Below are 13,711 nucleotides of genomic sequence, written 5' to 3'. Positions count from 1 at the left end.
TTTGTCTGGCCGGCTATTGGGCGAGCTTGTAGCCGGTCCAGCCGCCACCCACCGCTATGGGCGTCGTCAGCCTTCCTGAGGTGAGGTCCCAGTACTCCAGGACTCCGTTGGTGCCCAGGCCCGCAACGCCGGTGGTGTTGGCTCCCGTGACGCCCCGCAAGGAACGCAGTCCGGAGTAATCCGTCCATGCTGCGCCCACAATGGGCCGGGCTTCCTGCTTGGGCGTAGCCAGACCGCTGCCCCGGTACAGGCGCAAGGAACCATTGGGCTCAACGGTGAGCAGATCCTGGAAACCATCCGCGTTGTAATCCACCATGCTGAGCCGGACGGCCTTGTTTCCCGTGCCGATCGCGGCCTGCGACCGGATGTACGTCATCCCTGCGTTTTTGTAGAGCCACAGCCCGCCGGATGCGTCCATCGCGACAATCTGGGGCAGCCGGTTGTTGGCGCACCAGTTTCCCACAGCAATGTTCAAGGACTGCCAGCCGTGGCCGAGCACTCCCGGCGAACCGAAGCCGCCCGACGGCCTCCCCGGATACACCAGGAGTGCCCCGTCGGTGCGCTGTGAAATGAGGTCGAAGACCCCGTCGCGGTCCCAATCGCTGACGAACAGTTCCTTGAGCCCCGTGAAACCGATGCCAATCTTGCGGGCTGCGCCGTACTTCGCGTTCCCCAAGGAAGCGTATGAATACACCGTTCCGTCCGCTGCAATGGAGACGAGATCTGCGGCACTCCTGATGGAGGCGGAGCTGAGATTGACCGTGGGCGGCTGGTATTTGTCGCCCGGCTGGCATGCTCCGATGGGATCCGTGGGAGGGGTGACGGTTCCGCCGGGTGCATTTGTGGTTCCGGCCGGCAGCGAGGTGTAACCAAAGAAATTCACCACACCCCACAGCGTGTAGCGGTTGGGCGTGGTCTGCCAGTTGCCGTCCGTGTAGGTGATACCGATGCCCATGACGTTGAACCGGGGATCACGCAGCAGCGCATCATGCCCTGGGGACCCCTTCCACCACTCCACCAACTGCGCGGCGTCACGGTCCCAGCGGACAGCAATGACCTCACCTGCGCCGTTGTTCGGATTCAGCGCACGCGGATCGGTCCAGAAATTGGCGCGGTGTTGGATCACTTCCCGGGTCGCGATGTTGTTCGACCAATCCTGGGCAAGGCTCGCTACTGTCGCGTGGTACTTCACAGGGGCCAGGCCCAGGGATGCGCGGTAGCTGTTGATCGCGTTGAACACCGTCAGGATTGCGGCGGTGTTGCTGTCCGGGAGGAGGGCAAGGGCGCCGTTGTCCGGATCTGTCTCACCGCTGGGGGCTTTGCCTGGGAAGGGGGTTGTTGGTGTGGGGGACGGGGTTGGCGCCGTGGGTGCGGCGGGGGCCGTCTGGAGTGGTACTGGTGTCGGCGTGACCGTGGGTGATGCGGACGCTGTCGGGGCCGCGGTGGCCGATGGGGACGGCGACGCCGTGGGGACGGCCGTCTGGGTTGGGGTCACCGAAGGCGTCGGGGTGGCTATAGGCGATGCCGACGGCGTCGGGCTGGCTGGCTGCGAGGGCGTACCTGAGGGGAGCGGGCCCATGGCAGGTGCTGATGGGGACGGAGCCGCCGACGATGAGGACTGCGGGGGCGCCAGCTCCACGGGATCGGGGACGGTGGGTTCCGTGGCGCCCGGGTTTTCCGGGTTTTCCGGGGTCGTGCCTTCCGTGGACGGGCCATCCGGACCCCAGGAAGGCCCGATGTTCGGTACCGGAGGCGGTGTCTCGATCACTGGATCTACCGCGATGGGTCTACCCGGCATCGGGCTTTCTGTTTCAGTGTCCGGGGTGGGCACTGTCGTGGGGTCCACGACGTCGCCAACCGCGGGGGTATCCGCGGAAGGTGCGGCGTCCGGCGTCGTGCTTGACTCAGGTGCCGTCAGACCGGACTCGACGCTGGAGGAGGGGGTGGTGCTGCCGCTGGGACCCGCGTCCGTGGCCGGCAGGATCTGGCTGGAGGCGGCGACGCAAAGGGCCAGCGCCCCGGCCAGCACAATGGAAGCCGGCACTGCCAGTTTTTTCACAATTACCCCGCGAATACTCGTTGCCCCCAGGTACGGGCGCGGTTCTACATGTCCGGGAACTATAGTCCCACGGGGCCGCCCCGACAATGCATGGGGACTTGGACGCATGGGGTATTTTTGATGCTGTGCTGATCTCTGACCGCGACATACGTGCCGAAATAGACTCCCAACGGATTGTTCTTGAGCCGTACGACCCCGCGATGGTGCAGCCGTCTTCCGTGGACGTCCGGATTGACCGGTTCTTCCGGTTGTTCGACAACCACAAATATGCCCACATCGACCCCGCCGAGGAACAGCCCGAGCTGACCCGGTTGGTGGAGGTGGAAGGCGACGAGCCCTTCATCCTGCACCCGGGCGAGTTCGTCCTGGGCTCCACGTACGAAACAGTCAGCCTCGCCGACGACATTGCTGCCCGCCTTGAAGGCAAATCGTCCTTGGGCCGGCTCGGATTGCTGACGCACTCCACCGCCGGCTTCATCGACCCCGGATTCTCGGGGCACGTGACGTTGGAACTCTCCAATGTTGCCACCCTGCCCATCAAGCTCTGGCCCGGGATGAAGATCGGCCAGCTGTGCTTCTTCCGGCTGACGTCCTCGGCCGAGCACCCCTACGGTTCCGGTGAATACGGAAACCGTTACCAGGGCCAGCGCGGACCCACCGCCAGCCGCAGCCACCAGAACTTCCACCGGACGTCCATCTAGCTTCGGCTGCCCGTCTGTCCGCGCCGAGGGGAGAGCTCTCGCCTCTTTCCCTTGCGTCGAGGGGTTAGCTCTCGCCTCTTTGGGTGGCTTTTTCGGTCGAGACGTCGCCCCTCGATGAGGCCTTCTCAGCTCCACTAGTCCTCCACACTGTGGGTAACCTCTCAGCGCATCTTCAACCATGCCAACAATGGCTGATGAGGATTTCCACGCCCCTCCCGATCGAGATCCGGGGCCGTTCATTTACGCTCGCCGAGCAGCGGGCGGCTGGCATCCCGGATCATCGTGCCTGGAATAACGATCTTCGCGTTGCCAGCAGGGGAGTCCGGGTTCCTTGGGGCGAGCAACAGGACCCTGCGCACACTGCCCGCCTCCTTACCGGCATAACTGAGGGAGCCATCTGTTGTCGGGAGACAGCTGCGATGCTGTGGGGATGCCCTTTGCCGTGGGACGCCCAGCAGGATTTCCTGGTTCATCTGACGAGGTCCGACGGCGCCTTTCGGCCTCAACGCCGGGGAGTCAAGGGACATCGAATGGTGCTCTCTGTGTCGGACATCAGTTCTGTGGGCGGGATTCCCGTGACCGGCCCCGCCCGCACGTGGCTGGACCTAGCTGCGGTGCTGGCCTTCGAGGACTTGGTCGCTGCCGCCGACTACTTCATCTGCAGTCAAACCCGAAGCTTCGGTCATAACAGGATTCCCCTCTGCTCTGCTGAGGATCTCAAAGCACAAGTCGATCGACATGCCGGCATGCGTGGCATTCGGAAGGCGCGTGCAGCGCTGGAGTTGACCCGCGTGGGCGCCGACTCTGTCCCCGAGACGAGGCTGCGACTGGCCATGGGTCGCGACTTCCTGCCGGAACCTGTCCTGAGCTACGTGGTGCGTGATCCTTCGGGCCGCGAAGTGGCGTGGCCGGATCTCGCCTACCCCGACTTCAAAGTGGCGATCAATTACGACGGCGGCCATCACCTAAGCGCCGTTCAGAAGGAGTCCGACATCCGACGCGAGGCGGCGCTCGCAGCAAACGGCTGGATATCTGTCGTTGTTACCGCCGAGCATGTAAGGGAACGCGGCTACGACGGCGTTGTCCGCCGCATCCGCGAGGCGCTGGTACGGGGTGGATGGCCATCGAGGGGTTAGGTCTCGACCCTTTGGGTGGGCCTTTTCGGGCGAGACGTCGCCCCTCGGCGCAGGAGAGGGGTGGGGGGCGTTGCTAGGCTGGGGCGCGCTCCGGGGTCCGGGGCGGGGCGCCAGGGGTTCGCCGGAGGGCCTTGACCACTGGTTCCACGAAGCGGGCGGCCAGCGGACCCAGGATGGCCATGATGAGGACGTAGGCCGTGGCGAGTGCGGCGAGTTCGTCGGGAACTGCCCCCGAAGCGACGGCCAAACCCGCGATGACGATGGAGAACTCGCCGCGGGCGATCAAGGCGGCCCCTGCACGGAAGCGGCCGGGCACAGCAATTCCGGCGCGTTTGGCGGCCCAGAAACCCGTGAGCATTTTGGTTGCTGCCGTGACGACGGCCAGAACAAGCGCCCAGCCGAGGACAGGCGGAATCGACGTGGGATCGGTGTTGAGTCCGAACGCCACGAAGAAAATTGCCGCGAAAAGGTCCCGCAGTGGCTCAAGGATTCGAGTGGCATTGTGGGCCGTTGCGCCGGAGATGGCGATGCCCAACATAAACGCGCCAACGGCAGCGGAGACCTGAAGTGCAGAAGCGATGCCGGCTACCAGAAGAGCCAGCCCCAGAACGTTCAGCAGGAACACCTCGGAGTTCTCGCTATGAACTGCCTGAGAGACGCGGTGGCCGTGCCTGAGTGCGATGACCAACACCACGGTGACAACGGCAAGGGCAATGCCTACGGTCTGCAGTCCGCCCAGGAAACCAACCCCGGCAAGGATGGCGGTGAGGATGGGTAGGTAGATGGCCATGGCCAGGTCTTCGAAAACGAGGATGGAGAGAACCACGGGTGTTTCGCGGTTACCAATCCGGCCCAGGTCGGTGATGACCTTGGCCGCGATGCCTGACGAGGAGATATAGGTAACGCCACCCATGACGATGGCGCCTACCAATCCCCAGCCGAGAAGGACGGCCAATCCCGCCCCCGGCAGGAAGTTGAAGACAAAATCCATGACACCGGCTTGCCATGATCGCCGGAGCCCCGTAACCAGCTCGGAGGCCGTATATTCCAATCCGAGCATCAGCAGCAGGAGAATGACGCCAATTTCGCCGGAAAGATGGGCGAACTCGTGCATGCCGTCCAGCTTGACGAACCCGCCGGCGCCGAAGGCCAGTCCACCCACGAGGTAGAGAGGGATGGGGGACATGCCGATTCGGCCCGCTAGTCGAGCCAAGAGGCCGAGGCAGAAGACGACGGCCCCCAGTTCAACGAGGGCTAATGCGAGCGGGTCCATCCCGCTCAGCCGTTGCGAAGGATGTCGGCTGCCGAGTCAAGCCCTTCCTGGGTGCCGACCGCTACGAGCAAATCGCCGGTGTGAAGTACGACGTCGGGTGCGGGCGAGGCGACAACCTCGCCTTCGCGCATGATTGCGACGATGGAGACACCACTGCGGGTGCGGATCTGCGCCTTGCCCATGGGCTGGTTGACGAAGGGCGAATCAGGAGTGATGGAGAACTGGCGGGTGACAATGCCGGGTATCTCGCGATGCTCTTCTGCCAAGCGCATGGCAATGTGCTGGCCGCCCAAGAGGTTCCCCAACGTTGACGCTTCGTCGGCAGTCAAGGGAATGGACGCCTGGCACGTGTCAGGATCGTCCCACGTCGAGACGAAAAGCTCTGTTTCGCCTTCCCGCAGCTCTACTACACCGATGCGGCGGCCCGAAGCCGTGACGAAATCCTTGCGGACCCCAAGGCCCGGGAGTTCGGTCTCATCCACGTTCATAGCTCCACCCTAAACTGTCCTGAACCGGTCCGGTACGGCCCTCGCACTTCAGCCGGTCCTTAGTAGTTAACGCTCAGGGACCACAGCTATTTCCACTTTCGCCGGCGGCTTGACTGGCAGGATCACCAGGAGGCCGGCCAGCAGGACCACCATGATTCCGAGGATGCCCCAACGTTGGGCTTCGCCCTCGGCAACCAAGGGAGAGGCGATGGCGATGCACAGGGTGAAGAGGGTGGGGGCCAGAAAGCTGACCGCCCGCCCGGTGGTGGCGTACAAGCCGAAGAGTTCGCCGGCCTCGCCTTCCGGTGCAAGCCTGGCCAGGTAGGCCCGCGAGGACGATTGCGCAGGGCCTACGAACAGGCAAAGCAGCAGGCCGAAGACCCAGAAGGTGTTGCTCCCTGGCCATTCGTTACCGAGCAAGACGTAGTCGCCGTTGCCCAGCACCAGGATGAAGGTGCCGGCGATGATGAGGCCGACCAAAGACAGGACGATCACGGTTTTGGGTCCGATCCTGTCATCCAGGAAGCCGCCGATGATGGCCCCGACGGCAGCGACCACGTTGCCGAAGATGGCGAAGAAGATGACTTCCTTGAGTTCGAAACCGAACGTCCCTGCAGCAATGACACCGCCGAAGGTAAACACAGCAGCGAGGCCATCGCGGAAGATTGCGCTGGAAAGCAGGAAGTAGATGGTGTGGGGGCTGGTTCGGTAGATGGCGCCGATACGGCGGATCAGTAACTTGTAGGAGGCCAGGAACCCCAAAGAAGCGGTGGCCTTCCTCGCCGGAACTTCAGGGACGGCGAACATCACTGGCAGGGCAAAGATGAAGAACCACAGCGCAGAGAAGACCGCCACGAGCCTGATGTTGAGGGAGTCCTGTGTTGAGGCACCAAACCAGTCGAAGGACGGCTGGACGAACAGTTGCAGAACCAGCAGAAGGGCTACGATTCCGCCAAGGTATCCCATGGCCCAGCCAAAGCCGCTGACCTTGCCGATGTTCTTGGGTGTGGAGATCTGGGCCAGCATGGCGTTGTAGTTGACGCCGGCGAACTCAAAGAAAACGTTGCCCAGTGCGATGAGGCAAACGCCCAGCAACAGGAACTCGGGCTGGGGAAAGACAAAGAAGCAGAGCGCAGTGAGCACGGCGGTGGCGGCTGTGTTGACCCCGAGCCACAGCTTGCGCCGGCCGCCGGCGTCCGAACGCTGCCCGGTGACCGGAGCGAGCAGGGCAATGGCCAGGCCCGCGATGGCCAGGGCAGCACCCAGCGCAGCCGAGGCAGCGTCTTCTCCGCCGAAAGCATTGGACGTGAGGTACACCGTGAAAACGAACGTGGTCATGACCGCATTGAATGCAGCCGAGCCCCAGTCCCAGGATGCCCACGCAAGGATCTGGCCCTTCTTGGAGGCGACAGGTCCTGAGGCGAGCTCGGAGGTCGGTTGGGAGGCTTCGGGAACTGCGGCCGCGTTCATAGCTCGATGCTATAGCGGAGGGGAGAACGGCGGGCGGATGACAGACCGCTATGTGGAGAACAGGGATTGAAACGTAACCTGCAGCCCGCTTCTTTGGCGAAAAACGGTCCGTCCCCCTTGATAAACTGGCTCAACCGAACCCAACGTATTACCGCCTGCTCCAACTTTGACAATTCGTTCCTGACTTTGCGGAGAAAACAGTGATCACAGTTCTCGCCATCACCTTTGCAGCGGCAACTGTGGCGCCATTGATCTTCAGCAAACTCGGCAGGAACGCATTCTACGTCCTGGCAGCGGTACCGGCGGCGGCCTTCATTTGGCTGGTCTTCCAGTACGGCCCTGTATATTCCGGTGGCGGCATAGAAGAAATCCTTCCGTGGATACCCAGCTTGAAATTGGAGCTGGCCTTCCGCATGGATCCGTTGGCGTGGATCATGTCCCTCCTGATCCTCGGAGTCGGTTCCCTGGTACTGGTCTATTGCGCCCGGTACTTCAAGAACAAGGACGCGGACCTCGGCGGCTTCGGCGCCCAATTGCTGGCCTTCGCCGGAGCCATGTTCGGCTTGGTGACCTCCGATGACCTCCTCATGCTGTTCATCTTCTGGGAGCTCACCACCATCCTGTCCTACCTGCTGATCGGCTACGCGCGTACCCGTTTGGCAGCACGCCGCTCCGCACTGCAGGCACTGATGGTCACCACCGCTGGTGGCCTCGCTATGCTCGTTGGCCTCATCATCATGGGCCAGGCAGCGGGAACCTACCGCATCTCGGCTATTTTGGACCAAGCCCCAGCCCTCATGACCGGGCCCATGCAGGGTGCGGTGACGGCCGCCGTCGTACTTATCCTGGCCGGTGCGGTGACAAAATCGGCGCTGGTTCCGTTCCACTTCTGGCTGCCGGGCGCCATGGCAGCCCCCACTCCCGTCAGTGCGTACCTGCACGCAGCGGCGATGGTGAAGGCCGGCATCTACATCGTGGCGCGCCTGGCGCCGGGCTTTTCCGAGTCGGAATTCTGGCTGCCGGTTGTCCTGGGGCTCGGGTTGGCCACCATGCTTGTGGGTGGGTACCGGGCCCTCCGGCAGACTGATATCAAGCTCATCCTGGCCTATGGCACCGTCAGCCAACTCGGCTTCCTCACCATGGTGGTGGGGCTCGGACGCCCGGATGCGGCGCTGGCCGGACTCGGGCTGCTCCTTGCCCACGGCTTGTTCAAGGCCGCGCTGTTCCTGGTGGTTGGCATCATTGACCACCAGTCAGGAACGCGCGATATCCGCAAGCTTTCCGGCGTCTTCCGCTCATCCCGCGCCCTTGGAGTAGTGGCAGCGATCGCCGCAGCGTCCATGGCCGGAGTGCCTCCTTTGGCTGGCTTCGTTGCCAAGGAATCAGTCTTCGAAGCATTCGTTCACTACGGCACGGGCAATGACGCACCTGCCTGGGGCGTCTGGATTCTGGTGGGCCTGGTGATCGGGTCCATCCTGACGTTCGCCTACAGCGCCCGGTTCATGTGGGGCGCGTTCGCCAGCAAACCGGGCGTTGACCCTACGCCGTTCAAACCCATTAAGCCCGCGTTCCTGGCCGCGCCTGCCATCTTGAGCCTGCTCACCATTGCCTACGGAGTGTGGCCGGCCCCTGTGGACACCTGGATCCAGCCTTATGCGGCGCTGTTCGCCGATAGGCCGGACGCGGTCGACGCCGGGCACCTGGCTTTGTGGCACGGCCTCACCCCTGCACTGGGGCTGACAGCGGTAACGTTCGCGGCAGGCGCTGCGATGTTCTACGGACGCAACATCGTTTCCCGGGCGCAAAGCCTGGTTCCGGACTGGATTAATGGCGACCGGGCCTACCAGCACACCATCGGCGCGCTGGACGACATCGCTGTCTGGGTCACTGGCCGTACGCAGCGTGGTTCGCTCTACTTCTACTTGACGGTCATCCTCACCGTCGCCTTCGCTGTACCGCTGGCCGCCTTGATAGCGGCCAACAAGCCGCTGCCGGAAGGCATCTACTTCATCGACCCCAACTCTCCGCTGCAAATGGTTGCCGGAGCGGGAATCGTGGTGGGTGCGTTGGCCGCTGTCCGGGCCAACAAGCGTTTCCTTGCGGTCCTCATGGTGTCGGTGACGGGCTACGGCATTGCCCTCATGTTCGCTTTGCAGGGCGCTCCGGACCTGGCACTGACACAGATGCTGGTGGAGACCATCGTCCTGGTGGCGTTCGTGCTCGCCATGCGCAGCCTGCCGGCAGAGCTCCGGGACAGGACCGGTGGCAGGCTTCGGGTGATCCGCGTGATCATCGGTGCGGCATTCGGCATCACCATGATCTTCGTAGCGATTTACGCCATGGGCGCCCGCGTGGCCACCCCTGTTTCCTTGGACTTCCCCCGGCTGGCTTACGAGGGCGGTGGCGGGCTGAACGTCGTCAACGTGACCTTGGTGGACATTCGCGCCTGGGACACGTTCGGCGAAATTTCAGTCCTCGCCATCGCGGCCACGGGCGTGGCCAGCCTGATCTTCGTCCGCAGCCGCGGCGATCGGATCAAGACCTCGGAGGCTGTGCCGGAAGGCAGCGTGGGGCGCCGCACCGGCGTCGACCGTGACTCCCGGGACGGTGCCACGCTGGCCGTGGCCAAAAAGTTCACTGACGTCAGCCGCGACGCGTGGCTGGTGGCGGGCCGCACCTTGGCTCCGGAACGCCGCTCGATCATCTTCGAAGTGGTGACCAGGCTGATTTTCCACTCGATGATCGTCTTCTCCATCTACCTCCTCCTTGCCGGCCATAACCTTCCGGGCGGCGGTTTCGCCGGTGGCCTCACCGCGGGCCTCGCCCTGACCATCCGGTACCTTGCGGGCGGCCGGTTCGAGTTGAGCGAGGCTGCGACAGTCAGCGCCGGAACTCTCTTGGGGACGGGACTCGCGACGGCGGCAGCCTCGGGCCTGGTACCGCTCTTCCTCGGCGGACAGGTGTTCCAGAGCGCGATCATCGAGTTCTGGCTGCCGGTCTTCGGAGACGTCAAGTTTGTCACCTCCACCATCTTCGACATCGGCGTGTACATCGTGGTGGTGGGCCTGGCACTCGACGTTCTCCGCAGCCTCGGTGCCGAAATCGATGAACACTTTGAGGGCCAGGGCGCGCCCCTGGCAGAGGAAGACGCCTCCGACCTTGCAGGCGAAGCCGCTGAATCCGCCGCATCCGGGAAAGGTACCGCATGAGCATCAACCTGACCCTGCTGATCGTCATGGGCGTTTTGTACGCCTGCGGCATCTACTTGCTCCTGGAGCGGAGCCTGACGCGCGTGCTGTTGGGCTTGATGTTGCTGGCCAATGCCACCAACATCCTGATCCTGACCACCGGCGGATACGCCGGATTGGCACCCTTGTTCACCAAGGAAACCAGCCCGGACGCCTATAGCGATCCTTTGCCCCAAGCTCTGATCCTCACCTCGATCGTCATTTCCTTCGCCGTGACGGCCTTCATGCTGGGCATCATCTACCGCACTTGGGTCCTGGCACGGCAGGACGAAATCCAGGATGACCTTGAGGACCGTCGCGTAGCCAAGACGCCCAGCTTCGATGCCGAGGACGACGCTATTGTGCCCTTGGAAACCTCGGAGTTCGCCGTCACCCCTGCCACCACCTCGGACCACACCCACCCCGAAGCAACCGAGACCCCGAGCAAGGCACCGAACCAGGAAGGAGGCAGCGCGTGAATCTCGCAAACCTGTCGCCGCTAGCTGTCCTCCTGCCGATTCTGGGTGCCGCTCTTGCGTTCCTGCTGATCCGGCACCACACCGCGCAGCGTGTGGTGAGCATCGGCATCCTGAGTGCGACGCTGCTCCTCGAGTGCCTCCTGTTGATTTCCGTATGGGACGGCGGGACGACGTCGGTCACCTTGGGCGGATGGCTGCCGCCGTGGGGCGTGGTCCTGGTAGTGGACCAGTTCTCCTCGCTCATGTTGGTTGTCTCCACCGTGGTGAGCCTTGCGGTGTTGATCTACGCCACCGGTCAAGGCATGGCCGACGGCGACCAGGAAGCACCCGTCTCGATCTTCCACCCCACGTACCTGATCCTGGTGGCGGGCGTGTCCAACGCGTTCCTCACCGGTGATCTCTTCAACCTCTACGTAGGGTTCGAGATCCTGCTGACGGCGAGCTATGTGCTCATGACGTTGGGCGGCACGGGGCCGCGCATCCGTGCGGGCGTCACCTATGTGGTGGTGTCAGTGGTGTCATCCGTGTTGTTCCTCATCGCCATCGCCATGATCTACGGGGCCACGGGAACCATCACCATGGCGGACCTTGCCATCAAATTGGCGGAACTGGACCAAGGCACCCAAAACCTCCTCCACGTCATGCTGTTGGTGGCCTTCGGCATCAAGGCCGCCGTGTTCCCGCTGTCCTTCTGGCTCCCTGACTCCTACCCGACGGCGCCGGCTCCGGTTACGGCCGTGTTCGCGGGCTTGCTGACCAAAGTGGGTGTCTACGCCATGGTCCGTACGGAAACGCTCTTGTTCCCCGGCGACACCCTGAATGTTCCACTCATGGTGGTGGCATTACTCACCATGGTGGTGGGCATCCTAGGTGCCCTGGCCCAAAGCGATATCAAGCGTCTGTTGTCGTTCACCCTGGTCAGCCACATCGGGTACATGGTGTTCGGCCTGGCCATGAGTTCCGTGGCAGGGTTGGGCGCCGCCGTCTTCTACGTGGCGCACCACATCACCGTGCAGACAAGCCTGTTCCTGGTCACAGGTCTCATAGAACGCAGGGGCGGCAGCTCGTCCATGGACCGGTTGGGTGGTTTGGCCAAGCTTTCCCCGTTACTGGCCTTGCTGTTCTTCGTCCCGGCCATGAACCTCGCAGGTATTCCGCCGTTCTCTGGCTTCCTGGGAAAGTTGGGCCTCCTGCAGGCCGGCGTGGATTTGGGAACACCCTTGGCCATCACGCTGGTGGTGGGTGGCGTTGTCACCAGCCTCCTGACGCTGCTGGCCATCGCCCGCGTGTGGAACAGGGCCTTCTGGCGCAAGCCCGAAGACGCTGAGTATCCGGACCCAGCTCTCCTGAATCCCCGGAACGTGGGCGTCTTGCCGCGGACCATGGTTGGTTCGACGGCGGGACTGGTAGTTTTCGGTGTCGCGCTGACGGTCTTCGCCGGTCCGCTCTTCCAGGTGGCTGACGGTTCCGCAGGAATCATGCTGGATCGTTCGGCCTATATCCACTCGGTCCTGGGCGACTCGGTCGAGGTGCCACCGCTTGGGCCGCCCGAGGAAACACAGACGGGTGATGCCAAATGAGCCGTAAGCCCATTTCGTTCCGCACCGAACTCCCGCTGCTCATTTGGTTGGTCATTGTCTGGGGCGCATTGTGGCGGGACTTCAGTCCCGGAAACCTGCTGTTCGGTGCGCTGATAGCCGTGCTGGTAGCCAAGCTGTTCTACCTTCCACCAGTGGAACTGAGCGGCAGGTTCAACATCCTGCGCGCCATTCCCTTCGCCCTGATGTTCCTCGCCAAAGTGGTGGCAGCGAGCTTCCTGGTGTTGTTCCTGGCCGTGGTCAAGGGACCCAAGGTGCGCAGCGCCGTCGTCGCCGTTCCCTTGCGCAGCCACTCGGACCTGATGGTGACGGCCACGGGGCACGTCATCTCGCTGATTCCGGGCTCGCTGGTGGTGGAGGTGGACCGGTCGACGTCCACGCTTTACCTGCACGCGCTCAATATTTACGAAGAAGCGGACATCGACAAAATTCGCGAGGAAGTCCAGATCATTGAAGCGCGGCTGATCCGGATCATGGGCACGCGCGAAGAAGTAGAAGCCCTCAACGCTGAAGTACGTCCGGGAATGGAAGGGGCAGCACGATGAAGGAGATCATCCTTGTGGTCACGGCGGTGATCCTCAGCCTGGCTGCCGCGGGCGCGATTGTCCGCATCGCGATCGGCCCTTCCCTGCTGGACCGCGTCCTGGCATCGGATGTCTTGCTGGCCATCCTGGGTGCTGCACTGGCGATCGACATGGCGATGAACAGGCACCTCAACAACCTGATGCTGCTGGTAGCCCTCGCGGTGATCGGATTCATCGGATCAGTGACCGTTGCACGTTTCGTGGCTGAACGGAGGGAACAGAACAATGAGTCCTGATGCCACCGGCGTGGATGTCGTGATCGATGCTGTCACCGCAGTTTTCCTGGTGGTGGGAGCCTTGATGTCCTTGGGTGCCGCCATCGGTTTGCTGCGATTCCCGGATCTCATGAGCCGCATGCACGCAGCCACCAAGCCCCAAGTGCTGGGACTGTTCCTCATGCTTGCTGCTATTGGCCTGCAGATGCGAACGTGGTGGGTTTGGCCGGTTCTGCTGGTGGCATGGATTTTCCAGTTGTTGACGGCACCTGTGTCCGCCCATATGGTGGGTCGCTCCGCCTACCGCACCAAACATGGCCACCGCGAGATGCTCACCAAGGACGAACTCGAGGCTGTTGTGCAACGGGCGGCTGCGGGGCAAGAACCCCGCAACGACCGCTAAAAGTCCCGGTCACACAAACGCGGAGTCGCCTTGCGTCCAATGGTTCATTCCATCAGGTGGAGGCAAAAGCGACCCCGC

General features: G+C 63.1%; 12 protein-coding genes. 8 read left to right on the top strand and 4 right to left on the bottom strand.

The features are described 5' to 3' along the window. Positions 1-13: 13 nt before the first annotated feature. On the bottom strand, positions 14-2,044 hold the full coding sequence (locus WBN73_RS08300) for a CAP domain-containing protein (protein WP_337339837.1): 2,031 nt from the start codon (positions 2,042-2,044) through the stop codon (positions 14-16). A 140-nt stretch (positions 2,045-2,184) separates the two neighbouring features. On the opposite strand from WBN73_RS08300, the gene dcd reads away from it, so the two are divergent. Together dcd and WBN73_RS08290 are read left to right on the top strand one after the other, a co-directional pair. Then, on the top strand, positions 2,185-2,760 hold the full coding sequence (gene dcd / locus WBN73_RS08295) for a dCTP deaminase (protein WP_011776299.1): 576 nt from the start codon (positions 2,185-2,187) through the stop codon (positions 2,758-2,760). A gap of 530 nt (positions 2,761-3,290) precedes the next feature. Further along, positions 3,291-3,896: an endonuclease domain-containing protein gene (locus tag WBN73_RS08290; protein WP_337339838.1), complete on the top strand. Its 606-nt coding sequence runs from the start codon at positions 3,291-3,293 to the stop codon at positions 3,894-3,896. 73 nt (positions 3,897-3,969) lie between these two features. Here WBN73_RS08290 and WBN73_RS08285 read toward each other — a convergent pair whose 3' ends face one another. The 3 genes from WBN73_RS08285 to WBN73_RS08275 all read right to left on the bottom strand — a co-directional run bounded on the left by WBN73_RS08285 (position 3,970) and on the right by WBN73_RS08275 (position 7,127). Next, positions 3,970-5,169 carry a cation:proton antiporter gene (locus tag WBN73_RS08285; RefSeq protein WP_207595182.1) on the bottom strand — a complete coding sequence of 400 codons (1,200 nt, stop codon included), beginning with the start codon at positions 5,167-5,169 and terminating at the stop codon, positions 3,970-3,972. A gap of 5 nt (positions 5,170-5,174) precedes the next feature. Further along, a complete protein-coding gene (locus WBN73_RS08280) occupies positions 5,175-5,657 on the bottom strand; it encodes a cation:proton antiporter regulatory subunit (protein WP_207595181.1) in 483 nt (160 codons plus the stop codon). Between the two features lie 66 nt (positions 5,658-5,723). Beyond that, entirely contained in the window at positions 5,724-7,127 is a 1,404-nt protein-coding gene (locus WBN73_RS08275; protein ID WP_337339839.1) for an MFS transporter, read from the bottom strand. A gap of 200 nt (positions 7,128-7,327) precedes the next feature. Here WBN73_RS08275 and WBN73_RS08270 point away from each other — a divergent pair, with 200 nt between their 5' ends. Genes WBN73_RS08270 through mnhG form a run of 6 tightly spaced genes read left to right on the top strand, consistent with a single transcriptional unit; the run spans position 7,328 to position 13,633 of the window. Beyond that, the gene (locus WBN73_RS08270; RefSeq protein ID WP_337339840.1) at positions 7,328-10,336 is read left to right on the top strand and encodes a Na+/H+ antiporter subunit A; all 3,009 of its coding nucleotides are present in this window, start codon (positions 7,328-7,330) and stop codon (positions 10,334-10,336) included. Next, positions 10,333-10,833, top strand: coding sequence for a Na(+)/H(+) antiporter subunit C (locus WBN73_RS08265; protein ID WP_207595178.1), 501 nt, complete (start codon positions 10,333-10,335; stop codon positions 10,831-10,833). The genes WBN73_RS08270 and WBN73_RS08265 overlap by 4 nt, the downstream gene beginning before the upstream one ends. Beyond that, positions 10,830-12,413 (top strand): Na+/H+ antiporter subunit D, encoded by a 1,584-nt coding sequence (locus tag WBN73_RS08260; RefSeq protein WP_207595177.1) that lies wholly within the window; start codon positions 10,830-10,832, stop codon positions 12,411-12,413. Before WBN73_RS08265 ends, WBN73_RS08260 begins: the two co-directional genes overlap by 4 nt. Further along, complete coding sequence (locus tag WBN73_RS08255) at positions 12,410-12,976, top strand: Na+/H+ antiporter subunit E (RefSeq protein WP_089596424.1); 567 nt, start codon at positions 12,410-12,412, stop codon at positions 12,974-12,976. Before WBN73_RS08260 ends, WBN73_RS08255 begins: the two co-directional genes overlap by 4 nt. Continuing rightward, positions 12,973-13,251 (top strand): monovalent cation/H+ antiporter complex subunit F, encoded by a 279-nt coding sequence (locus tag WBN73_RS08250; RefSeq protein ID WP_089596423.1) that lies wholly within the window; start codon positions 12,973-12,975, stop codon positions 13,249-13,251. The genes WBN73_RS08255 and WBN73_RS08250 overlap by 4 nt, the downstream gene beginning before the upstream one ends. Beyond that, a complete protein-coding gene (gene mnhG / locus WBN73_RS08245) occupies positions 13,241-13,633 on the top strand; it encodes a monovalent cation/H(+) antiporter subunit G (RefSeq protein ID WP_089596422.1) in 393 nt (130 codons plus the stop codon). The genes WBN73_RS08250 and mnhG overlap by 11 nt, the downstream gene beginning before the upstream one ends. Positions 13,634-13,711: the final 78 nt, after the last annotated feature.

The organism is Paenarthrobacter sp. CCNWLY172 (assembly GCF_037402035.1).
In the GTDB taxonomy this organism is placed as follows: Bacteria; Actinomycetota; Actinomycetes; order Actinomycetales; family Micrococcaceae; genus Arthrobacter.
The sequence above is the reverse complement of the archived record's forward strand: the minus strand, read 5'-3'. Positions and strand labels throughout refer to the sequence as shown.